Here is a 23,397-nt window from a genome sequence, read left to right on the forward strand (position 1 = left end):
AACATGACGTTATCAGCAAACTGGGGAACGATCGCCACCTGGCGTATGGCATGGGAAGGAATTAATGAAGCCGCAGAGCGGCTGCAGCAGGGCATTTCGGCAAGTGATGCCGTGGTCCACGCGGTGAAATGCGTGGAAGATTACCCCTTCTATAAATCGGTCGGCTTCGGCGGCCTGCCAAATGAAAGAGGCGAAGTCGAGCTTGACGCCGCTTTTATGGACGGTACCAGCCTTGCCCTCGGGGCGGTCGCCGGGGTGAGAAATATTGCCAACCCGATTCTGGTCGCCAAAGCCCTCAGCGAAGAGCGCTTCAACAGTTTTATGGTGGGCCAGGGAGCCGAAGCGTGGGCAAAAGACCGGGGCTTTGAAAGCAAAACCATGCTAACCGAACGCGCGCATAATCATTATCTCAAGCGCAAGTGTGAAACCCTGGACCGTGGGTTAAGCCCCTACACCGGGCACGACACCGTGGGCGTTATCGCGCTCGACGGCCAGCAAAGAATGTCGGTGGCCACCTCTACCAGCGGTTTGTTCATGAAGCGCCCCGGTCGGGTTGGCGACTCGCCGGTATCCGGCTCCGGCTTCTATGCCGACAGCGAAGTGGGGGCCGCTACCGCTACTGGTCTTGGTGAAGATCTGATGAAAGGCTGTATCAGCTACGAGATAGTCAGCCGTATGGCACGCGGTATGTCGCCGCAGCGAGCGGCTGAATCAGCGGTTTACGACCTGGAAGCAAAACTGCTGGCACGCTATGGCCGCGCAGGCGACCTCTCCGTGGTCTGCATGAACAACCGGGGCGAATACGGCGCAGCCACAACCATCGACAACTTCTCTTTCTCCGTCGCCACGCCAGCACAGCCTGCGGAAGTGTTCCTGACCACCAGGGACGGCAACCGCACGGTTATTCGCCCCGCAGATCGTGAATGGCTGGACGCGTACCAACAGCGCATCACCGCCGAGGTTATCCAATGAAATGCCTGCTTGTTTCACCCGACGCTGCCTTTAACAGCGCTCATCTCATCTTGTGGAATACTTCCCTGAGCCGCTGGCCGAACGCGCTCCAGCCCCTGCTGGAAGAGATGTCTACCTATGATGAGCCGCAAACAACCGCCTTTGGCTTACAGGGTATATGCGAGCGCCTGACGCTGCTGCCGTCTGCCTATGTCACCCAGCCAGCCGTGCTTCGCCAGCTGCTTTCTGCCGTTGAGACACTGCTGCCTGCTCCGATTTTACAGCCTGTCGCCCTGGATCTCGCAGGCTTTAATCTGGCGGATGAAACCACGTTTGTCCGCCTGCGCACACTGTTAATTGCCCTACTCAACCGTTTCTATCAGCTGCCACAGCTGGGTTATCGCCAGGACCAACAGCAAAGTAACGGTGAACTGTGGCTGATTACCGAACCCAACAACGCGCTGGCACGCCGCCTGGCTTTACAGGCCGATGCCATTGCACACGGGATGCTGCTCTCCCGTCAGCTTGCAGATTTGCCTGCGCTGGACTGCCGGCCGCAGGATGTGGCGCTGCGAGCGGAAACCTGGGCCAGCCAGCACCAGCAAACAACCTGCGAGATCCTCGACGAGCAGGCCATTTTTGAAAACGGTCTTGGCTGCCTGTACGCCACGGGTAAAGGCAGCGTTAACCCTCCCCGGCTGGTCACGCTGAGCTGGCAGGGAGCTGCCGAACAAGATCCGGTTTATGCCCTGATCGGTAAAGGGATAACTTTCGACACCGGCGGGATGTGGCTGAAGGAAGGCGAAGGCATGCGCACAATGAAGTACGACATGTGCGGCGCGGCAGTTGTATTCGGCATGATGGAAACCATTAAACGCCTGAACCTGCCCCTCAACGTTGTTGCGGTCATGGCGCTGGCGGAAAACATGCCGGGCAGTAGCGCAATGATGCCGGGTGACGTCGTGCGTTCCCATGCGGGCGTGAGCGTGGAAATCATTAACACCGATGCCGAAGGGCGTCTGGTACTTGCAGACGCCCTTAGCTATGCCGCAGAGCGCTTTGACCCCGCCGAAATGATTGACGTGGCCACGCTGACCGGCGCAGTGGTCAAAGCCCTGGGCTACGACATATCCGGGCTGATGAGCAACAATGAAGCATTAAGCCAGCGCCTGCAGCAGGCGGGCAGCCTGACGCAGGATCGCGTCTGGCCTTTACCGCTGGACGAAAGCTTTGACGGCCAGGTGAAGAGCGCGATTGCCGACTATACCAACACGCCGCCCAACAACGCGGCTATCGCGGTATCTGCCGCGCAGTTCCTCAGCAAGTTCTGCCACCTGCGTCCGTGGGCGCATCTCGACGTCAGCGGCACAGCGCTATCACGGGGTAAATTCACCCAGGCCAGCGGCCGACCGGCGCATTTACTGACGCAGTATTTTCTGTCTTTGTGTGAGGAAAAATAGCGTTTCATCAATCTGAAATGCCCGAACGGGTGCTTAACGCCTGGGATGATTGAGCTTCAGCCACGCTTCCGGCGTCAGGTTTTTCAACCGGCTGCGGATAATCCTCTTATTCAGCAGATCTTCGAACTCGAGCAGCACGGCGCCTAACCCTAGGCGCTTATCGAAGCGCTCGCCGTTTAACAGCGTATCCAGCTCGCGGTGATAATTGCCCTGCCCGGCTTTTTCGAGCCAGCTTTCCTGCGGCGCAGCATACAAAGGAACGCCAAGTACCGCTGCAAGATTCTGCGTGAGCGTGCAGGGTTTCGCGGTTAAGGAAAGCACGGTAAGCGGAAGCCCTTCACGCAAGAACCCCACCAGCGGATCAGCAATCCCCTCACCGCCGCGTTCCCGCAGCGCAACGGCCATATAGCCGGAAACACGGTCGCTGAACACCAGCAGTTCTCCCTGCTTATGGCTAATGATCTCCGGCAGCGGGAAGGTATCCAGCATAAAATGGCCCGGCGTCTTGTTGAGATCCGGCTTGCTCATGCGGGACTGCTGCCAGTTTTGCAGCGTACGGCTGACGCTCGCGCGGGAGATCCCCTGCTGGACTAGCAGGCGGGCGGCTTCAAGGAGCTCGTCCAGCGAAAGCGCCAGACGAAGACGAAGGAAGACCAGCATCGACTCTTGCTCGTGGCTCAACGCACGATGAATTGTATTTGGCCGATGGGATTTATCGTAGCAGTCGTCGCGTTTGCGCCAGCGGCGAACGGTATCCACGGAAATGTTCAGCTCTTCCGCCAGCTCGCCGTCCGTTTTTTCGGACTCCTGAATGTACTTGCGCGTACGCGGCGTTGTTGTGGCGTTGGAGTGCAGCTTTATCTCCATCGAACCTCACCCATCGGGTTGAAAAGGAAAGACAACATTATAAAAGCTCCCCCGCCAGGTTGCAGCGCTAAAAGCGCTACATCGCACCGAAAAACCTGCGCAAGCGATTGCACCTCAGGTACGACCAGCGCTGGCAAAAAGAGTAGCAAAATGTGCGCAAACTAAGTGTTTCCAGGGTTAACGTCACACCATGAAACTATTTACCCCGCAATCACTATTTATTTCAATATGTTATATCTAATTCAATTTTTTTGATTAAGGTCGTCAATTCTCTTCGATTTATTATTCCACTCAAAAGTGTGACCATAATCACATCGACGGAACAACGTCACCTTAACAGAACAACCTGCGAGAATTTAGCCATGAAAACCATCAAATATGCTGTAGCTGCAATTGCTCTTTCTACTCTGTCTTTCGGTGCTTTCGCTGCACAATCCGTCACCGAAGCACAGGCACAAAATCTGAACAAAGTAGGCGTAGTCTCCGTGACCGGCGCAACGACCCTTGACGGCCTGGAAGCTAAACTGGCTGCTAAAGCTGAAGCGGCTGGCGCCACCTCTTACGCCATCACTTCTGCCAATACCGATGGCCGTATGAGTGGCACCGCGGTTATCTACAAATAATACCGCGCTAAAGCATTAACCCTCATTGAGGCCGGTACCCTCATCGGCCTTGAAGCACTACCCTTGTTTAACCCTGATGTTACCCTTGTTTGCCCGCGATGCCTGTCGCGGGCTTTTTTTGTTCGTCGTTCAGAAAACTTCAGCAACGCGCGCGAGGCCAGCCTCCAGCGTCGGCACTTCACCCGTTGCGAGCAGACAGCAGGCCATCTGGATCTTCAGCGATTGCGGCACCGGCTCCACGCCCGCAAAGCAGCGCTCGATCCAGCGGGCGGTAATATCCGGCTCTTTACCAGACGGCAGCACCAGATCCTCGCCGCCGCTTTCGGTTTGCCGCTCGTTCACGATGCGGGTTCCCTTTCCGTCAATTAGCGTTATCTGCGGGCAGCGCTGCGGGTTGGCGTACACCTCACCCTCCGTGCCGTGCATTAACAGCCCTCGCCCGCCGATATCAGCAAAAAACTTCGCCACTTTTGGCACATATTCCGGGTGAGAAACGCTGGCAAGACGCAGCGCGGTATCTTCGGCAAACGGCGTAGCCAGCTTCGCCAGGGTGTGCGCGCTGTTGCGAACGCCCATACGCCAACGCATCGCCAGCTGATTTTCCATCGGCGGACAAAGTGCGCTAATAGGCATATACACCGGGTGATGAGCCTCAAGCTTTGCCTGTGCCTGCCCGGCGTGGCGGGTCGGCTCAATACCCAGCAAAGTGAAGATGGTCTCCGTTAACACTCGCCCAGGATCTTCGCTTACGCCATGCACCACGACCGGATAACCCAGCTTATTGAGCAGAAGCGCCAGCAGCGGCGTGAGGTTTGCCTGCTTGCGGGCGCCGTTATAGGAAGGGATCACAATCGGCATCGGTTTGCCGGACGGCGGCGTTAGAGCAATAACATGCTGCTTCATCGCCTCATAAAAACCGAGCATCTCCGCTTCGCCTTCGCCCTTAATACGCAGGGCAATCAGCACGCCGCCCAGTTCCAGGTCGGGCACTTCGCCCCTCAGCATATGGCTATACAATCCGCGCGCGGTGTCAAAATCGAGATCCCTGGCGTGGTTTTTCCCACGGCCAATTTCTTTAATGATTTTGCGATAGTCCATTCAGACTCTCCTTGCTATTTCTTGCTCACACGTTTGCGCCGTACAGTGTGTTTCGGCGTCGTTATTATCACTTTCGCTTCCGGCGCGTCGGGCTGTTCAATCGGGAACACCGGCAGCGCGGCCAGCAGGCGCTCGCCGTAGCGTTTACTCAGCAGGCGGCGGTCGTAAATGACTATCTCACCATAGCAGGCGTGACTGCGAATTAAACGCCCAACTTGTTGAATCAGGTTAAAAGAGGCGCTGGGCAAACTCTGCACCTCGAAAGGATAGCGGTTAAGGCTCTTCAGCCACTCCCCTTCGGTAACCACAACCGGGCTGTCTACCGGCGGGAAGGCAATTTTATGAATATGGACCTGGGTCAGCAGCTCGCCTTTCAGATCCAGCCCTTCGGCAAAGGATTGCAGGCCGATAAGCACGCTGGTTTCCCCCGCCTCAACGCGCTTGCGGTGCAGCTCAACCAGCCGGTAGCGGGGCTGATCGCCCTGCACCAGCAGCATCAGGCGCAGGTCGGTGACGTGGGTTAAAAACTGCTGCATCGCCCGGCCGCTGGCAAACAGCACCAGCATTGCTTTGTGCTCGCCTTGTGCCAGCTGTACCCGAAAGAAGGCCGCCATCTCGGCAATATGCTGCGCCTCGTGCTCCATCAGCGGCTCAAAACGCAGCTTCGGAATCACGATTTTACCCTGCTCGATATGGTTAAACGGCGAGTCGAGGTGGATGAAGCGGTCACCCGCTTTCTCCCGCAGGCCGCTCATTTCCTGCAGGCGGTCAAAGCGGTTAAGCGAGCGCAGCGTCGCGGAGGTGACGATAACGTGCGGCACTTTGCGCCAAAGCATTTTCTCAAGCTGATCGCTAACGCGAATACCCACGCAGTGGAAGTACAGATGCGGCTGGCCTTCGCGGATGTCACGCGTGACCCACTTCGATACCGGCGCGCCGGAGGCCTGCTCCATCGCCGCCAGCTTCCACAGCTTGCTCTGTGCTTCAAAAAAGCCTAGCGCCCTGTTCATCTGCAGCAGCGCCCGGTGCAGGCGCACGATGTCATGGCTGGCGGTTTTTTCACTCAGATCGTTCAGCAGCACTTCAGAGAGGCTACGCAGGGCCTCCATCAGCTTGACCAGCCGCTGGCAAATGACCATCACCTCTTCGGGCAGCACGCCCATCTCAAAGCGGTGCTCCCCTTCCCGCTCGCCCGGCAGCCACAGACTGACAATGGCGTTAAACGATTGCAGCAGCTCGTAAACTTCATCGCAGTGATTGGTCAGACGCTCGGGAACGGTAAGCGGCGGCGGGCTTTTTGGCCGGAACTGCGCCATGCAGGTTTCCACCAGCTTGCAGAACAGGTCTAGCTGCAGGCGGCTGTGGCCCGGCGTTACCTCCGCGCTCATCTCCAGCGCGTCGCGGGCAACATCCGCCAGATGATGCCCTTCATCCAGCACCAGCAGCAGGTTTTTAGCTTCCGGCAGCACCGCATCGCTTTCCAACGCCGCCATCACCAGCGCATGGTTGGCAACTATCACTTCCGCTTCGTCGATTTCGCGGCGTGCCACAAAGAACGGGCACTCTTTGTACCAATGGCAGTTCCGCCCCAGACAGCTGGCCTTATCGGTGCTTAGCCGCCGCCAGAGGTCATCGTCGATGGCCTCGTCGATATGATCGCGCAGCCCATCCCATTTATAGCCGTCGAGGCTGGCTTTAAGTTTGGCGCAGCGCTGCTGCTCGGCTTTGCTGGTAGGCGCCATCTCATCATCGAGAAATGCCAGCAGATCGCCCTGCGTAAAGTTGTCGGTCGCCAGCGCAGCCAGGTTGCGGGGGCAGACATAGCGCCCACGCCCAAAGGCGGCGGTAAACTTTAGATCGGGGATAATTTTACGCAGCAGCGGCAGGTCTTTACTGTAAATCTGGTCCTGCAACGCAACGTTGGCGGTGCTGACCACCAGCGTTTTTTGCTCTCCCCGGGCGATAGCAATGCCGGGAATCAGGTAAGAGAGTGTTTTGCCGACGCCGGTCGGCGCTTCGATAGCCAGATGCCGCCCTTCCTCGCCGGCGAGGGTCTTCGCCACCTCGGCTATCATCTGCCGCTGAGGCGCTCGCGGAATAAAATCCGGGATCTGCTGCTGTAACGCCTTATACCAGGCACCGATTTGCGCTTTTTGCGCCGACGACAAAGCCATAACATCACTTCTTTCTCTAGATAATTCGAGTTGCAGACAAAAAGGCCAACGCCTTTTTGAACAGCGTATAACGCTGGCCCCAATGGGGCGAGGTAAACCGAGTAAAGGCCGCTAGCTCGGGGATCCCCAGGAGATGACTAAAGTAAGTGACTGGGGGTGAGCGAGTGATGCCAACGCGCCTGTGGCTCGAAGTATGTCGAGACACTGTATAAACAGCCACTATTGTTTCACTTTTACGCCCCTGACCATAGCGTTTTTTCCTCTTCTGGGTGACGCATTCCGGAAAACGTTTTAACCGCCCGCGAGCGGTTAAAACGTGATAATCGCTTTTAAACCAACCAGGCGGCCAGCTTTTCGGCCTGCAGCGCAAAGCGGTTAAACAGCCGCTTTAACACTTCCGGCTCGAGCTGGTGGAACGGCAGGCTACTCCACTGCACAACCTGCTGCTGCTCAGGCAGCAGCCCGGTGAGCACCGGCGGGTAATCCATCCCCAACAGGTTTGCCTGCAGCAGCATCGAAAGCGTTTCGGTGTCGCTAAGCCGGGTCGGCTGAACGGGCAGCACGCAGCTCAGCAAAAGATGCCCAACCGGAGACTCGCTAATTTCCAGCGTCACGCCTTCACGCAGGTCCACGGAATAGCCTTCGGCGCTCTCCAGCTCGGCTCTTTGCCCCAGATCATCGGTCAGCAGCGGCTGTAAAATTTGCGCTAGTTTTGAAGGTGCTGGCATCGTTAGTTACCTAAAATTCGCCGGAAAGCGGCCGTCACGGAGTTAGAACGGGTGCGCGTTCGGGCAGGCGCTGGCGCGGTGCCGTAAACGTCGGGTGGAATAACCGGCGGCTCGCGGTAAACCGGCCGGCTATTCATGCCGTGCATGGGGGGATGTGTATGCATCGGCGGAGGTCCGTAGCTGTACGCCGGTGTGGCCGCGGGCGGCGGGCCGTAGTTAAAGGCGGGCCCGGAAGCCGGAAGCGGGATAGTGCTGTACATATTTCCCGGCGGCGGTGGCGGTGGCGCATAACCAGGTATCGGCGCTGGACGAACGTCGACGGAGTTTGCCCGACGACGAGGCGCTGCGGGCGGTACCGCATTTGATGCCGTTCGTGAACGACGGCCGCGAGAGGAAGACTCTGCGACAAAGGATTCCGTGCGCTGCCGAGGACGATCGTGACTGCTGAACGTCGGCGCTGGCGCCCCACGCTGGTGTGCTTCTGCCGCTGCCTGAGGCCCGCTCATGCGGGAACGCAGCTGCCCAACGGACAGCGACTGGTCAAAATGCTGTACTACGCCGCGGCTGTCTACCCCGTCGTACTGAACGCCCAGGTTATTAGAGGCGTGGCGCTGAACATACCCAGGCCCGGCAACCACCGAGTCGCGAAGCTGCTCCGGGCTTAATTTGGCCAGTTTTGGTGCCGCCTTGCGGAATGCTTTATCCACCTCGGCCTGCGTCGCTTTCTCACCGCGTAGCAGCTTCTCACGCACGTCATCGTCCCTGTAGCCAGGCTGGAAGGTTTGCAGCACGTGAAACGTATCGCCGAATTTCGCGTCCTTCAGCCGCATCGCGCGGCCAAACTCCGACCAGGGATCGGAGACGATGGATTTGCTGTCGGCGCGAGGGTCGCCGATTATGACGAAAGCATGGTCTACGTCGCGGTTGTGCACCACGGAAACCGGCTGTTTGACGCGGGAGTTTGCCAGCAGCAGCGCATTGACCGCCGCCATTTCGCCGCAGTTACCCGCCCGAAACTTCGAGGCTTCCCAGGCACGGACGGTGTAATCCCCGCTGCCCGTTGCCTTCTGCGACAAAAGCGTTCGCTTATAGGACTCCCCTATCGTGGCGCGAACATGGTTCTTTTGGTTGCCCGACCCCATATCCAGGATGCGCCAGGTGTCGTCTATCGCCTTATTGGCATAATAGAGCGCGTCCGCCTGGCGAGCCGAGACGTTGACGGCACGATCGTAGTGTTGATTGTTATTGGGCTCCAGCGCAATGCGCATGGAAACCCGTCGATTCGAGTTACCGCTTAGCAGGCCAGGATCGACCCGCAAGCTGGTATCAACGCTGTTTAACGGCATGATTTATCCCCACTTTAGTTGTTGACTCAACAGGTTAAGTGGAGAGCGCGGCGCTCAGGTTCCTGCCCCCTGAGATTTTACTGTTCGTGGCGTAAGTGACGCGCTGACGAAGCCGGTTCCCGGTGAAACGTGTAACAAGCTGCAACCTTTATCGCCTCCGGCAAAGCTAGATTCGCCGCGGCGAGGCTGCTATGTTCATTTATCACGCGTCTTGGCAATTCGTGCGCGATAATTATTTTTATAAAAATGAACAATTTAATAACTATAAATTATGGATGACAGACGGTATGGCAATCAGACTCCTCCTCGCGGACGATCACATTTTGATGCGCGAGGGACTGAAACAAATTTTTTCACTGGATAAGAAAATTAAAGTGGTGGCGGAAGCGGGCTGTGGCAAAACGGTACTATCGCTACTCACAGAAATTGATGTTGACGTGTTGCTGCTCGATCTCTCCATGCCCGGCGACTCGGGGCCGGAGCTGGTGCAGCAGATAAGCAGGCTGTGGCCTATGCTGCCGATACTGGTATTAAGTATGCATAATGAGCCACAAATCGCCCAGATGGTCCTCGCCAGCGGCGCCCACGGGTTCATTACTAAAGACCAGGCCCCCCAAACGCTGCTGCACGCCATCCATCGCGTGGCAGGCCGCCAGCGCTATATTGATCCTTCGCTTGCGGAAGCGATTGTCTTTTCGACCCAGGAAAACGACCAGCTGCGCCGCTATGCCACACTATCCCAGCGGGAAAAACAGATCCTGCGCCTGCTGAGCAGCGGCGAGAACATCAACGGTATTGCTGAAGCGCTGAACATCAGTAATAAAACGGTCAGCACCCATAAGACCCGCATGATGGAAAAAATGCAGTTCGACAACAACGCCGACATCATTAAGTTTGCTATTCGCTATCATAAACTTTAGCCGTGCCCGGCTGGGTATAAGGGATCTCGATATGCACGCAGCTCCCTTTGCCCGGCGCGCTGTGGATGTTAAACGTCCAGCCCTTCATCATGCAGCGTTCCCGCATGCTCAATAGCCCAAATGCGCGGTCAGAGACAAGGCTCGTGTCGAACCCCTGACCGTCGTCATTGATACAGATAAGCACAACTTTGCCTCGCGTCAGGACGTTAACCTCAACCTCACGCGCTTTTGCATGCCGCTGAACGTTAGTCAGCGACTCCTGCACTACGCGGAAAATCGCGGTGACCTCATCGTCACACAGCGACACCGGCAGCGGCTGAATAGTTAATGTACACACGCCAGTACGGTGTTTATTGAACTGATCCCGCAGCCAGATAAGCGCGGGCTTCAACCCCATATTCAATACCGCCGGGCGCAGCTGGGTAGCAATATCACGCACCACTTTGATAGTGCCATCCACCAGCTGGGTCAAAGGCTCAACTTCGTGCTGGAGCGCGGGGTGGTTCTGGCCAAGCAGGGAAATCCCCACCCGCAGCGACGTAAGATGCTGCCCCAACTCATCGTGAATTTCCCGCGCCATATGCTTGCGTTCGTTCTCGACGCTGCTTTGCATCTTTTGGGTCATCTGCCGTAGCTGCTCGTGAGTCTGCCGCACCTGCTGTTCGGCAAAATACTGCCGGGAGGCCGGACGCGCAATCACCAGCACCGACTTCAACGTCTGCTGCAGCGTGAATTCAGGAATAAAGCGCGCCTGATAAATCCTTGCCACCCGTGAGTCGGAGCGAACGCCATGCAGCACGGCTTCGAGCTGAATGTGTTTACGCAACACCAGCTGCAGCGACCAGTTAATCTGCTCCATTAGCGTCGAGTCACCGATAAGCAAATTCATCTTCAGGCCGATAGCCGCCGCGCTTTTTGGCATGCACTGCAGCGCCGTTTCGTTGGCGTAGAGCAGGCGTTGTTCGCTGTCTACGCGCAAAATCGCATCCGGCACGTTATCGAGAATGTCACGAAGCTCATTCTCCCGGTCGTAGTAAAAACGATGAATGTCGTTGCGATAGCGGGTATCACACACCACCATCATTACCCAGTTCTGCTGCTGATACGCAAAGCGGCTCGGGCAAACCTCCACCGGAATCACTAGGTCAGGCGAGGCATGAAACCGGGCGTTAATTTTATCGCCGTACAGCGAGTGTTCCGGCTGCTCCAGCTGCTGTTCAACCACCGCGAGCAGCGGCAGATCGCCGTAGCCTCGCAGGCGGGTGAAAATATTTTCACCTACCAGCAGCCCGGCATTGGCTTTACTGACCTCCGACGGCTGACAAAGGCTAAGCGCCTTATGGTTAGCGAAAATAATATTGAAATCCCTGTCAACGATGAAAACCAGCTCGCGCATGCTATCGAAAGCGGCGCTCAGCAATTCCGGATAATCATTGGGCCGTGGTTGCGGCCCGCCGTCTTGTTTCATAGGTTATTATTCTTCTCGTTCAGGGAATACCGAAGCGCCCGCAGGCTCAGCTAAGGCTATCCCATCCCAGATCCTGTTTTAGGGACTGCCGTAGACGGGAAAGACGGGAGCGAACGGTGCCGATCGGAATCGTCATCCGGTCAGCCGCTTCCTGATAACTGATGTCGTTATCGACAATCAATTGTAACAATTGTTGATACTCTTCAGGGAGTTGCGCAATACGCTGTAACACTTTCGACAAAATATCTTTGCCCTCTGCCACCCCTTCCGGCCGATCGGAATGCACAAGCGTTCCGAGCACATCCTCGTTTAATTCATCGTGCAGGTAGCTCACCTTGACCGATTTGTAGTGGTTCTTCACCAGGTTCACCGCAATCCCGAACATCCAGGTTTCCGGACGCGATGATCCGCAAAATTTATGCTTATTGCGGATCACCTCATACCAGGTGTTCTGCACCAGGTCTTCTATATCGGCAAAGTTTGCCACGCGTTTACGAATAAAATTGTACAGACGCTGTTCGTTGTCGCGCATAACACGCTCCCAGTTAACCACCGGAAACTCGCCCTGCACAACGTTGGACTCAAAAGCCGGCTGCACTTCCGGAAAAACCTGTGATTCGAAATCAAACATGGCTGACATAGTGAACACCTTTTTTGAATAGATTCAGGAGTTCGTCCTTTAGCAAGCGCCATGCCAGCGAAAATAAACAACATAATAGTTTGATTTTATTAATTTAAAACTTTCAACTCGGAATAATATGAGTAAGAACACACACAGTCGGAAAGACGGTTTGTGCAACTTTTTACACAACCGGCAGCGGCAGAATTTTTTTTATTAGCGGGGAACCTCCCAAGGCCTTAACCCACACATTGACAGGCGAATCGGGTAAGGCACTCCGCAATGAACATGAGAATTCCCCAGCATCACCATCACCATAATCTGCGTCTTGAAACCGAACAGGCGGACGCGCTGGTCGATGAACTGATTAATGACACCAACAATGACAAAAGCGCGGCGAGCAGCGCGTCATCCGCCACTCGTGCAGCGCCCGCGCCTCAGCGGCCCGGTGCGGCGCAGGAGTCGATGGCGTCAGCCTTTGCAGAAAGCATCGAGCAGAAAATCAAGCATGAGGAGCAGCGCACGCAGGGTACCCAGCAGCGCCGCGTCTCCGTGGCGGCCATCAAGGTTACCCACCTTGTCGAGCTTGGCCGCCTGCTGGAAAGCCCGTCGGGGAAAGATCAGGCCGCGCAAGAATCCGCATTTGAGCATCTGCTGTCAGGTTCAGGCGGGAAAACCGCCACTCTCGAAGATCTGCTGGAACAGGCCAATAACGATCCGGCTTCGGCATTTGTCACCCTCAGCCTGATGGCGATGCGCCTGCGCAACGGCAGCAACCCGGCGCTGGCGGCGCACGTCGATCGCATGCTGGCCGAACTTCAGCAACAGCACCCGGAAAAAATTAACGCGGGGGTGAATACCGCCCCGGCGATTGCCGCCTTCAGCAGCGACCCGGGGCAGAAGCGCGAAATGCGCAAGCTTTACTACAGCGGCGTCATCAACCAGCAGTCCGCCGACAACATCATGGACGTGCTGCTGGACAAGTTTGGCGTCGACGGCTTTGTGCCGGCGCTGCGGACTCTGCAGCGTGCGCTTTCGGATGATATCGCCGCGCTGGCCCCTTCCGCGCCGCCGACGGCCCTGCGCCGCCTGCTTTCCGGGCTGAACGATACCCGCGCCATCACCCACACGCTGTCGGAAGTCGCCCAGTTCCTCGACCGCCTGAAGAGCAAATACGCCCACGTCACGATGGGCGCCGACGTGATGACCCGCTCTTTGCTCAGCATGTGCCGCAACGGCTTTTATTCACGCGACCTCACCCAGCTTGGTCTGCAGGTTGTGGGCGAAAAACCTTTGCAGCAATCGCTCTTTTTCAACGGACTGCTGACGCTGCTTCAGGCGCTGCCGGAAAAAATCTGGGGCGGCAACGATGACACCCGCAACAACGCTCTGCTCCTGCTGCGCACCCTGAACGGCGAGTACGCCGCGTGGGAAAAACGCAGCCAGCTGGCGCAGTAAACGGACTTCATCAGGATTGAAAAGACAATGAACACGCTGTTTAACCTTCTCAACCGCCTGGCGATTACCGCCATGCAACGCTCCGAAGTGGTGGGAGCTTTCATCGCGCTGGCGGTGGTGTTCATGCTGATCATCCCGCTGCCGCTGGGGCTGATTGACGTGCTGATTGCCGTCAACATCAGCGTCTCGTGCCTGCTTATCATGACGGCGATGTATCTGCCCAAGCCGCTGGCGTTCACCACGTTTCCGGCGGTGCTGCTGCTGACAACCATGTTCCGCCTCGGGCTGTCGATTTCCACCACGCGCCAAATTCTGCTGCAGCAAAATGCCGGGCATATCGTCACCGCCTTCGGCAACTTTGTGGTCGGCGGAAACCTTGCGGTCGGGCTGGTGGTGTTTCTGATCCTGACGGTGGTGAACTTCCTGGTGATCACCAAAGGCTCAGAGCGTATCGCCGAGGTGGCCGCCCGCTTTACCCTCGACGCCATGCCGGGCAAGCAGATGTCCATCGACAGCGACCTGCGCGCCGGGCTGATTAACGTCCAGCAGGCAAAGAGTAAGCGTGAGGATCTGGCGAAAGAGAGCCAGCTGTTCGGGGCGATGGACGGCGCCATGAAGTTCGTTAAAGGTGACGCCATTGCCGGGATTGTGATCCTCAGCATCAACATGGTCGGCGGCTTCTGCATTGGCGTGCTGCAGCTGGGCATGGCCGCGGGCGACGCCGCCAATGTCTACTCCATTCTGACCATCGGCGACGGCCTGATTGACCAGATCCCGGCGATGCTTATCTCCCTGACCGCCGGGATGATGATCACCCGCGTGTCGGCGAACGAGGACATCCCGGACAACAACATTGGCCGCGAGATAAGCGACCAGCTCACCAACCAGCCTAAAGCCTGGATAATGTCCGCCATCGGCATGTTCTGCTTCAGCCTGCTGCCTGGGATGCCGACGCTGGTGTTTATCGTGCTGGGGGTCATTGCCCTGAGTTCGGGGCTGTTCCAGCTATGGCGAGCCAGGCGCGCGGCGGCCACCAGCACCGGCGGTGAGATTGTCGCCCCGGAAGCCAACGGCGAAGAAGATATTCGTACCTTCAACCCCAGCCGCCTGTTTGTCCTCAGCTTCTCATCCGCTCGTGCCGGCGATCCGGCGGCAATGGCGCTTATCGAAGATATTCGCCGCCTGCGTAACCGGATCGTGAACCAGTACGGCTTCACCCTGCCGGTGTTTAACATCGATTTTTCACCGTACCAGCCCGACGACGAGTTCCGTTTTCTGGTCTACGAAGTGCCTAAAGTGATTGGCACTTTTACGCCTAATAGGCGAGCGCTGGACTCCCGCCTGCTGGCGCAGGAGGAAACCGGCACCGCGCTCAGTACCGAAAGCTATCCGCAGGAAAAAGGCTGGGCGTGGCTGGAAGAAAACGACCCGCTGCTGGATAAATACCAGATGGAATCCTGGAGTTCACACCAGCTGCTGCTGGCCCGCATGGAAGAAGCCCTCTTTGCCAGCGGCCCGCGCTTTATCGGCCTGCAGGAAACCCGCGCCATTATCTCGTGGCTGGAGATGGATCTGCCGGAGCTGGCGCAGGAATTCCAGCGCACCTTCCCGATAACCCGCCTGAGCGCCGTGCTACAGCGGCTGGTGGCCGAGCGTATTTCGCTGCGTTCGGTGCGCAGCATCACCGAATCACTGATTGTTCACGGCCAGCACGAGCGGGATGTGGGCCTGCTGGTCGACCAGGTGCGAATCGATATTAAAGAGCACATCTGCCACCAGTACAGCCACGACGGCGGGATGCAGGTGTGGTTACTGACGCCGGAGACCGAAGAGATCCTGCGCGACAGCCTGCGCCAGACGCAGAACGAAACGTTCTTCGCCCTCAGCCAGGACAAACATGCTCTGCTGCTGGAGCAGCTGCGGGAAGTGTTCCCTTTGTTCCAGCGGCAAACCAGCGTGCTGCTTTCAGCACAGGACTTACGCAGCCCGCTGCGCCTGCTTATCCAGGACGAATTCCATCACGTCCCGGTGCTCTCCTTCGCCGAGCTGCAGTTTAATCTGCCGGTCAACGTGCTGGGACGCATTGATATTCACGAGAACGCGCTTGACGCTTTCACTGCCTAAAGGGTGCTGCCATGTATGAGCTGAGAGTATTAAACGGATTACATGAAGGCGCGGCGCTGCCGCTGAGCGGTGAACGCTGGCAGCTGGGCAACGCGGCTGACAGCGATTTGCAGCTCAGCGATGGCGGAGTGAAAGCCAGCCATGCCCTACTCAGCCGCAGCGCCGAAGGCTGGGTGCTAACGCCGATGGAAGGCACAGTTTGCCATCGCCACGGCGAGCGCCTGAGCGAACAGCAGTTATGGCAGCCGGGTGAAATCTTCGCCGTCGGCGGCGTCTGGCTAACGCTTGCCGCCGCCGATCAAGAATGGGATAACCGCCCGCCGCCACCGCCTTTACCCGTTGCGAGCCAGAGCGAACCGGCCTGTGCAGCGCGTGAGCCAATCGGGGGGACACAAAGCAAACCGGCCCCCGCCGTGCGCCGCTCGCTGCTGGCAAAAATTCTACCGCGCTGGGCGCAAATCTTCACCCTGTCCAGCCTGATGCTGCTGACGTTTACCATCTTCAGCTGGGTGCTCCAACCCGGTATCGCCCAGCAAAACAGCGACGAAGAGCCGCAAATCAAACCGGCTATCGCCAACAGCAACGAACTGCGCAGCGTGCTGGAGCAGGATCTACGTGAGCGAGAACTCTATAACAAGGTGCAGCTCACCAGCACGCCGCAAGGCATTACGCTGACCGGCGACCTGCAGGAAAATCAGCTGCCGATTGTCGGCCGCATGGTGGACAGCATCCGCAGCGATTATCAGCTGAAGATAGCGCTCAACAACCAGACCAAAGTGCGCGAGGCCGTGCTGCCGTTCCATATCGTACAAATCACCTCAGGGCCGCACGCGAACATCGTGACCGAGGACGGGCAGCGCCTGTTTGTGGGGGACGAACGTAACGGCCTGCGCCTGACCGGCATTACCGCCGACAGCGTGCAGTTTGGCGGCAAGGAAAACATCGCGGTGAAATGGTAATGGGGCGCTTTCAGAACGACCTCAATAGCTGGTTTGCTGAGCGCCACCGCTCGCTTAACCAGCTTTCCGCCGTCAGCGCCCACGGCCGCATCACCGGCATCAGCGGCATTCTGCTGGAAAGTAGCCTGCCGCAGGCGCGCATCGGCGATCTGTGTCTTATCAGCCGCAGCGGCGGCACCGAAGTGATGGCTGAAGTTGTCGGCTTTAATCCGCGCCATACGTTGCTTTCCGCGCTGGGGCCGCTGGACGGTATTGCCCAGGGCGCGCGGGTCACGCCGCTGTTTCAGCCCCATTCTATTCGCGTGTCGGACAGCCTGTTCGGCAGCGTGCTGGACGGGTTTGGCCGCGCCATTGACGAAGAGAGCCTCTCCGCATTTGCCTTAGCCAGTGAAACACCTGACGCCCGTGGCGTGCTCGGCGATGCGCCACCGCCCACGGACAGGCCGCGCATTGATACCCCGCTGCCCACCGGCATCCGCTCCATTGACGGCGTCCTGACGATTGGCGTGGGCCAGCGCGTGGGCGTCTTCGCGGGGGCGGGCTGCGGCAAAACCACCCTGCTCGCCGAGATGGCGCGCAACACGCCGTGCGATGCCATCGTGTTCGGCCTCATCGGCGAGCGTGGTCGTGAGCTCCGCGAATTTTTGGATCACGAGCTGGATGCCGAACTGCGCTCCCGCACCGTGCTGGTCTGCTCCACCTCCGACCGCAGCAGCATGGAGCGCGCACGTGCTGCGTTTACCGCCACGGCCATCGCAGAAGCCTTTCGCAATAAAGGTAAAAACGTGCTGCTGATTATCGACTCGCTGACGCGTTTTGCTCGCGCCCAGCGTGAAATCGGCCTGGCGCTCGGCGAACCGCCTGGCCGTGGCGGGCTGCCGCCGTCGGTGTATACCCTGCTGCCGGGGCTGCTTGAACGCGCCGGGAAAACGTCGCGCGGCGCCATCACCGCCCTTTATTCGGTGCTGATTGAGCAGGACTCAATGAACGATCCCGTGGCCGACGAAGTCCGCTCGCTGATCGACGGGCACATTGTCTTAACCCGCCGCCTGGCGGAGCGCGGCCACTATCCCGCCGTCGACGTGCTGGCGAGCCTGAGCCGAACCATGAGCAACGTGGTGCCGCGCGAACACATTGCCGAAGCCAGCACGCTGCGCCAGATGATGTCGGCTTATCAGCAGGTCGAAATGCTCATCCGCCTCGGCGAATACCAGCCGGGCAACGATCCGATGACCGACGCCGCCGTACAGTCTCAGGCGGCGATTAACGCGTTTTTGCGCCAGGCAAATCACGCGCCAAGCGACTTTATTGCTACCCGCCAGCAGCTGCAGGAGGCGATCGCCTGTGCGCCGTCATATTGATGTCGAAACCCCGCACTCCCCTGACCCGCAATTGGTCGCCCTGGAGCAGGTATTGAATACCCTGCTGCCTATCCGGCGGCGGCGATTACGCCACTGCGAACGCGAGCAGCGCCAGCTCGAGCAGCAGCTTCAGCGCTGCCAGGCGGCGGTTGAAGAAGGTAATCAATTGCTGGAAGAGAAAAAAATCGGCTATCTGCAGCTGCGCAATGATTTTGTCCCCCGGCATGCGGGCATTACCCGGCCACTTAACGACCTGCGGAAAACGCTGGACGTTGAAAAAACCAACCACGCGGGCGTTATCCAACAAATTCAGCACACGCACAGGCTGCAAGAAGAAGTGCAGCAGCAGCAGGCGCGCCTGAACGACGCGCAGCTGGCCGTGCAGCGCTGCCAGCGGGACATCGAAAAAATGGAGTATTTGCTCAATCAACATCAGGGGAACGCCTTATGATCCATCACGCGCTAAAAACCGCCCATCCGCAGCCAAGACTCTGGCAACAATCCCATCCGGCTCCGCAGCCGCATCACCCGCCTGATAATGCACCTCAGGGGCCAGCACCTCGCGCGCCGCAGACGCCGGCGAGTAACGCACCCGCCAGGCCGCAGATGCCCGCTCGCAGCACGTCTGCTTTTAGCCGGGCCAGCGATCGGCAGAAACTGTCGCGGGATGAAAAAGAGTTTAGCGATTTACTGTCTGATGATGAGCCAGCGCCGCTGATGCCGGTACTTGCATTGAACCTGTTCGACGGTTCGCTGGGCGGCACCGACCAGCCGCAGCAGGCCAGTGAATCGCAGGCCTCCGCCCTGCAGGCACTGCTGGAGTCGCACCTGGTGCAGGGCATTGAACAGCAGGAAAGCCTGCCCGCCCGTTTTAGCCTGCTGCTGCCGGATCTGGGAGAGGTTGTGGCTCAGGTAACCCCGGCCAACGGCGATGTGCTGGATATTGCACTCGGCTTTTCCGCCCAGGTCTGGGACAAGGTTCGCGGCTTTGAACACGACGGACAGGGCTCGCTCAGCGGCCGCATGGGGAAAAAAGTGCGTCTGCGCTTTAAGCGCCGGGAGGCGGTATGAAACGGCTGACGCTCGCCGCTCAGTCACCGGACGAAGCCCGGCTGCGACGCTGGATCGGCAGCGGCTGGCTGCTGCCTTTCTTCCTTGAAGGCGTTTCAGGTGCGCTTCGCCTGTTGCCCTCATCGGCGGCAATGCAATCGGCTGCGCAGGCTGAAACTTTTCACTGTGCGGCAGGATTATTGATATTTAGCGACCCGCTGCCTGTGCTGGGACTAATGGCCGACTGCCCGGCGCTGCCGGGCGTCTCCACCGAAGACAATGCCTGGTACTGGCGCTATTTCAGCCAGCAGCTCAGCCCTCAGCTCGCCGGGTTATTTGAATTTCTGCAGCCGGCCGAAGAGCAGGAAAAACCGGATATCACGCTACGCCTTGAGGTCAGCCTCGGCGAAGAGCGTGCCGGCACGCTGCTGTCCCTCTCCTGGGCCACGCTGCGTCAGTTCACGCAGTTCGCGGGCTGGCAGCGACAGAGCATGCCGCTTAACCCTGAGCTCCCCCTCCAGCTGCCGCTGACCGTCGGCAAACTCCAGCTTTCGACGGGCTTCGCCCGCGCTCTGGCCGTCGGCGATTTACTGATGCCGACGGAAGCCTTTTTCTCACCGGAAGGGCTCGGCGTGATGCCGCTGGCACGGCGACAATTTCAGGTTCAGCTGGAACTGGCGAGCGAAACGACTCACAGAGGTTTACTACACATTACGTTTAGCGAGGAGCTAACCATGACTTACCCGAACGCCCCCCTGGAGTACCACGAACAGCAGGACGGCGAAGACGTTGTACCCGCCGGGGAATGGCAGACGACACGGGGGAGTTTCGACGATCTGGCACTGGATTTGACCATCCGCTGCGGCAATTTGCAGCTGACGCTCGGCGAGCTGCAGCAGCTGGATACCGGCTCAACGGTATTGGTGCAGCACGTGGCGCCGGGCGAGGCGCTGCTCTGTCACGGCAACAGCCTGTTAGCCAAAGGAGAGCTGGTCGATGTCAACGGCACGCTAGGCTTCCAGGTGACACGCATGCTTCGCCAGACAGGTACGGCCATGGAACCCGTCTGATGGCCGAGAATATCAGCTCCTTTAATCCGCTCGCGCTGGCCATCCTGCTGGGGGCTATTTCACTGTTGCCCCTGCTGCTGATGATAACCACCAGTTTTCTCAAGATTTCAATGGTGCTGATGCTGACGCGTAACGCCATCGGGGTGCAACAGACACCGCCCAACATGGCGCTTTATGGCATCGCGCTTGCCGCCACGCTCTTTGTGATGGCGCCGGTGTTTGACGGCATGCAAACCCGCTTTAAGGAGAAGCCCCTCGACACCACCAGCGCCGAGCGCTTAGAGAACAGCCTGCAGTACGGCATTAAGCCGCTGACCGACTTTATGCTGCGTAATAGCGACCCGGATCTGGAAACGCACCTGATGGAAAACAGCCAGCGCATGTGGCCTAAAGATCTGTCGGAGAAGATTGTGCACCAGCGCGACAACCTGCTGATCCTGATCCCCTCTTTCGTGCTGTCGGAGCTGCAAAACGGCTTCAAAATTGCCTTTTTAATCTTTATTCCGTTTCTTGTGGTGGACTTGATTGTCTCCAACGTACTGCTGGCGCTCGGGATGCAAATGGTGTCGCCGATGACCATCTCTTTGCCGCTCAAAATCCTGCTTTTTGTCATGGTGAGCGGCTGGACACGCCTGCTGGATGGCCTGTTCTACAGCTATATGTGAGGCGTTATGGACATGATTTACATGTTTAAGCAGGCGGTACTGATGGTGGTTGTGCTCTCTGCGCCCCCGCTGGTGGTGGCCGTGCTGGTAGGCATTGTGGTCTCTCTGCTGCAGGCGGTGTTTCAGCTCCAGGATCAGACCCTGCCCTTCGCCATCAAGCTGGTGGCGGTTGGTACCACGCTTGCCCTGAGCGGCCGCTGGATTGGCCTGCAGATGGTTGAGCTGGCGCAATCGGCCTTTACTATGATGGCCGCCTCCGGAACCCTGCGATGATTGCCGCTGAACTGACGCCCCTCTTCAACGGCATGCTGTCGCTCGGGCTGGCGATAGCCCGCATCTACCCTTGCGTTCTGCTGACGCCGCTGTTTGCGTTCTCCGCCCTGAAAGGCATGATCCGCACGGCGATCGTCGTGCCGCTGGCGCTCTTCGTGACGCCCACCATCGTCCCGATGCTGACCCATGCCCCGCATACCCCGTGGGGTATTGTCGCCATGATGCTCAAAGAAGTCGTATTGGGCATTTTCCTCGGCTACCTGCTGGCGCTGCCCTTCTGGCTGTTTGAGTCGGTTGGCGTGCTGTTTGATAACCAGCGCGGCGCGCTCAGCGGCGGCCAGCTTAACCCGGCGTTGGGCGCCGACGAAACGCCGCTCGGCTATATGCTTTTACAGTGGTCGATGATGGTGCTTATCGTCAACTTTGGCCTGTCCCTCGCCACCCAGGTTATCTGGGACAGCTATCGGCTGTGGCCGGTAGACAGCTGGCTACCGGACTTCCGCGAGCAGGGTTTCCTGGTATTCCTCGCCCAGGTGAAGCAGATGTTTGTCGACACTATTCTGTACGCGGGCCCGCTGGTGCTGCTGCTGCTGTTTCTCGACTTTGCCGTGGGCGTGCTCAGCATCTACAGCCCACAGCTGCAGGCCACGGTGCTGACCGTGCCGCTAAAATGCATCGCCGGGCTGCTGTTCTTCATCTTTTATCTGCCCACGCTCGAGTATTTTGCCGACCATCAGTTCAGCACCCTGCGCGACATGATCCCCCATCTGGCGGATATTCTGCCTGCCCGTCAAACCACCTGGTAACGCCGCTTCGGAGGGTGCCAAACCGTGAGTGAAAAAACAGAGAAGGCCAGCCCCCACAAGCTTCAGGAAGCCCGTAAAAAAGGCCAGGTCAGCCAGAGCCAGGACATTCCCAAGCTGCTGATCATGTTTGGCGTGCTGCAGCTTATTTTTTCGATGATGGAAGCCAGCATGGCGAAACTGCAGTCGCTGATGATCCTGCCGCTGCAGCGCCTGAGCAGCCCGTTCAGCCAGGCCTTAGGGGAAGTGGGCGGCGCGGCGCTGCTGACCGTTGGGGTGTTTTTTATGATGACGGTGGGCACCGTTATCCTGTTGCGCATCGCCGCGGGCTGGATCCAGTTTGGCCCGCTGTTTGCCATCGCCGCGCTGGCCCCGAAGCTCGAGGCGCTAAACCCGCTGAATAAATTCAAAGAGATGTTTTCGGTGAAGCAGTTTATTCAGATCCTCAACAGCCTGCTGAAGGCCATCACCCTTTCAGTGGTGTTCTGGCTGCTGATCAAGCCTCGCCTGTCGCAAATGGCCAATCTGTCAGGCGGCACGCTGGACGGCTTCTGGCACGCGGGCGTGGCGATGCTGGAAACCCTCGCCCACACCATCGTTGGCGTCATGCTGGTGTTTTCGGTGGCCGACTTCGCGCTGCAGAAATACTTCTTCCTCAAGCAGAACCGCATGAGCCACGAGGACGTGAAAAACGAATATAAGCAAATGGAAGGCGACCCGCACACCAAAGGCCACCGCAAGCACGTGGCCCACGAAATTCTCAACGCGCCGGCGAAAAAGGTCACCCCGCAGGAGATGGAAAAAGCCGACGTTCTGCTGGTAAACCCGACGCACTTCGCCGTGGGTCTGCGCTATCTCCCGGACGAAACGCCGCTGCCGGTGCTGCTGTTTAAAGCCCAGGACGAAGACGCCAAAGCGCTGATTAAACTGGCCCATGCCGCCAATATCCCGGTGGTGCGCTACGTCTGGCTCACGCGTAATCTTTACCGCACCACCGAAGAAGGCGCCTATATTCCGCGCGACACGCTAAAAGCGGTGGCCGCTATTTACCGCCTGCTGCGCAAGCTTGAGGGCCGCCTGAAGGGTGAGACGATTGAGTTTGAGGGGTAATGGGGGGGATCGCCCCTTCCTTCGTGCTCTGTTTTAGTCACATTTAACTTGTGAATCATCCAGGAGATATCTTTCGCTCCGCAGTTATTCCGTTCACTCATACATTTGTTTCCCCTGCACGTTCAGATAACGGTGAACGTGTCCGGGGGATAACGCCATCCCCCGAACAGCCCCGGCGCCCGGCGAGCTCATCGCCGCTGAAGCGGTAAACCCACCGGCTATCACCCAAACAGTCGGGGTCGTTCGCGATTCGTTCCCGACGATCGCTCT

22 protein-coding genes are annotated in these 23,397 nt (G+C 58.2%); 15 read left to right on the plus strand and 7 right to left on the minus strand.

Annotated features, from left to right (window positions below):
* The first annotated feature begins 3 nt into the window (after nt 1–3).
* Together VGM55_RS09970 and VGM55_RS09975 are read left to right on the plus strand one after the other, a co-directional pair.
* Entirely contained in the window at nt 4–972 is a 969-nt protein-coding gene (locus VGM55_RS09970) for a N(4)-(beta-N-acetylglucosaminyl)-L-asparaginase (RefSeq protein WP_331635369.1), read from the plus strand.
* Nucleotides 969–2,411 carry a leucyl aminopeptidase gene (locus VGM55_RS09975; RefSeq protein ID WP_154185067.1) on the plus strand — a complete coding sequence of 481 codons (1,443 nt, stop codon included), beginning with the start codon at nt 969–971 and terminating at the stop codon, nt 2,409–2,411. The genes VGM55_RS09970 and VGM55_RS09975 overlap by 4 nt, the downstream gene beginning before the upstream one ends.
* 33 nt (nt 2,412–2,444) lie before the next feature.
* On the opposite strand, the gene VGM55_RS09980 is transcribed toward VGM55_RS09975, so the two are convergent.
* Complete coding sequence (locus VGM55_RS09980; protein WP_154185068.1) at nt 2,445–3,278, minus strand: helix-turn-helix domain-containing protein; 834 nt, start codon at nt 3,276–3,278, stop codon at nt 2,445–2,447.
* 362 nt (nt 3,279–3,640) lie between these two features.
* On the opposite strand from VGM55_RS09980, the gene ybiJ reads away from it, so the two are divergent.
* On the plus strand, nt 3,641–3,901 hold the full coding sequence (ybiJ, locus tag VGM55_RS09985; protein ID WP_154185069.1) for a DUF1471 family protein YbiJ: 261 nt from the start codon (nt 3,641–3,643) through the stop codon (nt 3,899–3,901).
* 129 nt (nt 3,902–4,030) lie between these two features.
* On the opposite strand, the gene ybiB is transcribed toward ybiJ, so the two are convergent.
* From ybiB to VGM55_RS10005, 4 genes are all read right to left on the minus strand, one after another.
* Nucleotides 4,031–4,999 carry a DNA-binding protein YbiB gene (gene ybiB / locus VGM55_RS09990; protein WP_154185070.1) on the minus strand — a complete coding sequence of 323 codons (969 nt, stop codon included), beginning with the start codon at nt 4,997–4,999 and terminating at the stop codon, nt 4,031–4,033.
* 14 nt (nt 5,000–5,013) lie between these two features.
* Complete coding sequence (gene dinG, locus VGM55_RS09995) at nt 5,014–7,173, minus strand: ATP-dependent DNA helicase DinG (protein ID WP_331635370.1); 2,160 nt, start codon at nt 7,171–7,173, stop codon at nt 5,014–5,016.
* Nucleotides 7,174–7,502: 329 nt separating this feature from the next.
* Nucleotides 7,503–7,901 carry a CesT family type III secretion system chaperone gene (locus VGM55_RS10000; RefSeq protein ID WP_154185072.1) on the minus strand — a complete coding sequence of 133 codons (399 nt, stop codon included), beginning with the start codon at nt 7,899–7,901 and terminating at the stop codon, nt 7,503–7,505.
* 2 nt (nt 7,902–7,903) lie between these two features.
* Nucleotides 7,904–9,247 (minus strand): hypothetical protein, encoded by a 1,344-nt coding sequence (locus VGM55_RS10005; RefSeq protein WP_331635371.1) that lies wholly within the window; start codon nt 9,245–9,247, stop codon nt 7,904–7,906.
* Nucleotides 9,248–9,534: 287 nt separating this feature from the next.
* Between VGM55_RS10005 and VGM55_RS10010 the strand changes: the two genes are divergently transcribed.
* The gene (locus VGM55_RS10010) at nt 9,535–10,167 is read left to right on the plus strand and encodes a response regulator transcription factor (RefSeq protein ID WP_331635372.1); all 633 of its coding nucleotides are present in this window, start codon (nt 9,535–9,537) and stop codon (nt 10,165–10,167) included.
* On the opposite strand, the gene VGM55_RS10015 is transcribed toward VGM55_RS10010, so the two are convergent.
* Nucleotides 10,145–11,635 carry a histidine kinase gene (locus VGM55_RS10015; protein WP_331635373.1) on the minus strand — a complete coding sequence of 497 codons (1,491 nt, stop codon included), beginning with the start codon at nt 11,633–11,635 and terminating at the stop codon, nt 10,145–10,147. The two genes, VGM55_RS10010 and VGM55_RS10015, sit on opposite strands and share 23 nt — an antisense overlap.
* A gap of 46 nt (nt 11,636–11,681) precedes the next feature.
* Entirely contained in the window at nt 11,682–12,275 is a 594-nt protein-coding gene (locus VGM55_RS10020) for an RNA polymerase sigma factor (protein ID WP_154185076.1), read from the minus strand.
* A gap of 261 nt (nt 12,276–12,536) precedes the next feature.
* Here VGM55_RS10020 and sctW point away from each other — a divergent pair, with 261 nt between their 5' ends.
* Genes sctW through sctU form a run of 11 tightly spaced genes read left to right on the plus strand, consistent with a single transcriptional unit; the run spans nt 12,537 to nt 23,127 of the window.
* Complete coding sequence (gene sctW, locus VGM55_RS10025; RefSeq protein ID WP_154185077.1) at nt 12,537–13,712, plus strand: type III secretion system gatekeeper subunit SctW; 1,176 nt, start codon at nt 12,537–12,539, stop codon at nt 13,710–13,712.
* A 27-nt stretch (nt 13,713–13,739) separates the two neighbouring features.
* Nucleotides 13,740–15,836 carry a type III secretion system export apparatus subunit SctV gene (gene sctV, locus VGM55_RS10030; protein WP_331635374.1) on the plus strand — a complete coding sequence of 699 codons (2,097 nt, stop codon included), beginning with the start codon at nt 13,740–13,742 and terminating at the stop codon, nt 15,834–15,836.
* An 11-nt stretch (nt 15,837–15,847) separates the two neighbouring features.
* Nucleotides 15,848–16,795 (plus strand): FHA domain-containing protein, encoded by a 948-nt coding sequence (locus VGM55_RS10035; RefSeq protein WP_154185079.1) that lies wholly within the window; start codon nt 15,848–15,850, stop codon nt 16,793–16,795.
* On the plus strand, nt 16,789–18,156 hold the full coding sequence (gene sctN / locus VGM55_RS10040) for a type III secretion system ATPase SctN (RefSeq protein WP_414648238.1): 1,368 nt from the start codon (nt 16,789–16,791) through the stop codon (nt 18,154–18,156). The genes VGM55_RS10035 and sctN overlap by 7 nt, the downstream gene beginning before the upstream one ends.
* Entirely contained in the window at nt 18,140–18,607 is a 468-nt protein-coding gene (locus VGM55_RS10045) for a type III secretion protein (RefSeq protein WP_331635376.1), read from the plus strand. The genes sctN and VGM55_RS10045 overlap by 17 nt, the downstream gene beginning before the upstream one ends.
* On the plus strand, nt 18,604–19,227 hold the full coding sequence (locus VGM55_RS10050; RefSeq protein WP_154185082.1) for a type III secretion system HrpP C-terminal domain-containing protein: 624 nt from the start codon (nt 18,604–18,606) through the stop codon (nt 19,225–19,227). The genes VGM55_RS10045 and VGM55_RS10050 overlap by 4 nt, the downstream gene beginning before the upstream one ends.
* Nucleotides 19,224–20,276, plus strand: a complete 1,053-nt coding sequence (locus tag VGM55_RS10055) for a FliM/FliN family flagellar motor switch protein (RefSeq protein ID WP_331635377.1) — start codon at nt 19,224–19,226, stop codon at nt 20,274–20,276. The genes VGM55_RS10050 and VGM55_RS10055 overlap by 4 nt, the downstream gene beginning before the upstream one ends.
* Nucleotides 20,276–20,941, plus strand: coding sequence for a type III secretion system export apparatus subunit SctR (gene sctR, locus VGM55_RS10060; RefSeq protein WP_154185084.1), 666 nt, complete (start codon nt 20,276–20,278; stop codon nt 20,939–20,941). The genes VGM55_RS10055 and sctR overlap by 1 nt, the downstream gene beginning before the upstream one ends.
* A 6-nt stretch (nt 20,942–20,947) precedes the next feature.
* A complete protein-coding gene (gene sctS, locus VGM55_RS10065; RefSeq protein ID WP_038474312.1) occupies nt 20,948–21,214 on the plus strand; it encodes a type III secretion system export apparatus subunit SctS in 267 nt (88 codons plus the stop codon).
* Nucleotides 21,211–22,020 (plus strand): type III secretion system export apparatus subunit SctT, encoded by an 810-nt coding sequence (gene sctT / locus VGM55_RS10070; RefSeq protein ID WP_154185085.1) that lies wholly within the window; start codon nt 21,211–21,213, stop codon nt 22,018–22,020. The genes sctS and sctT overlap by 4 nt, the downstream gene beginning before the upstream one ends.
* Nucleotides 22,021–22,044: 24 nt before the next feature.
* Entirely contained in the window at nt 22,045–23,127 is a 1,083-nt protein-coding gene (gene sctU / locus VGM55_RS10075) for a type III secretion system export apparatus subunit SctU (protein ID WP_331635378.1), read from the plus strand.
* Nucleotides 23,128–23,397: the final 270 nt, after the last annotated feature.

The organism is Cedecea sp. (genome assembly GCF_036500665.1).
Lineage (GTDB): Bacteria > Pseudomonadota > Gammaproteobacteria > Enterobacterales > Enterobacteriaceae > Cedecea.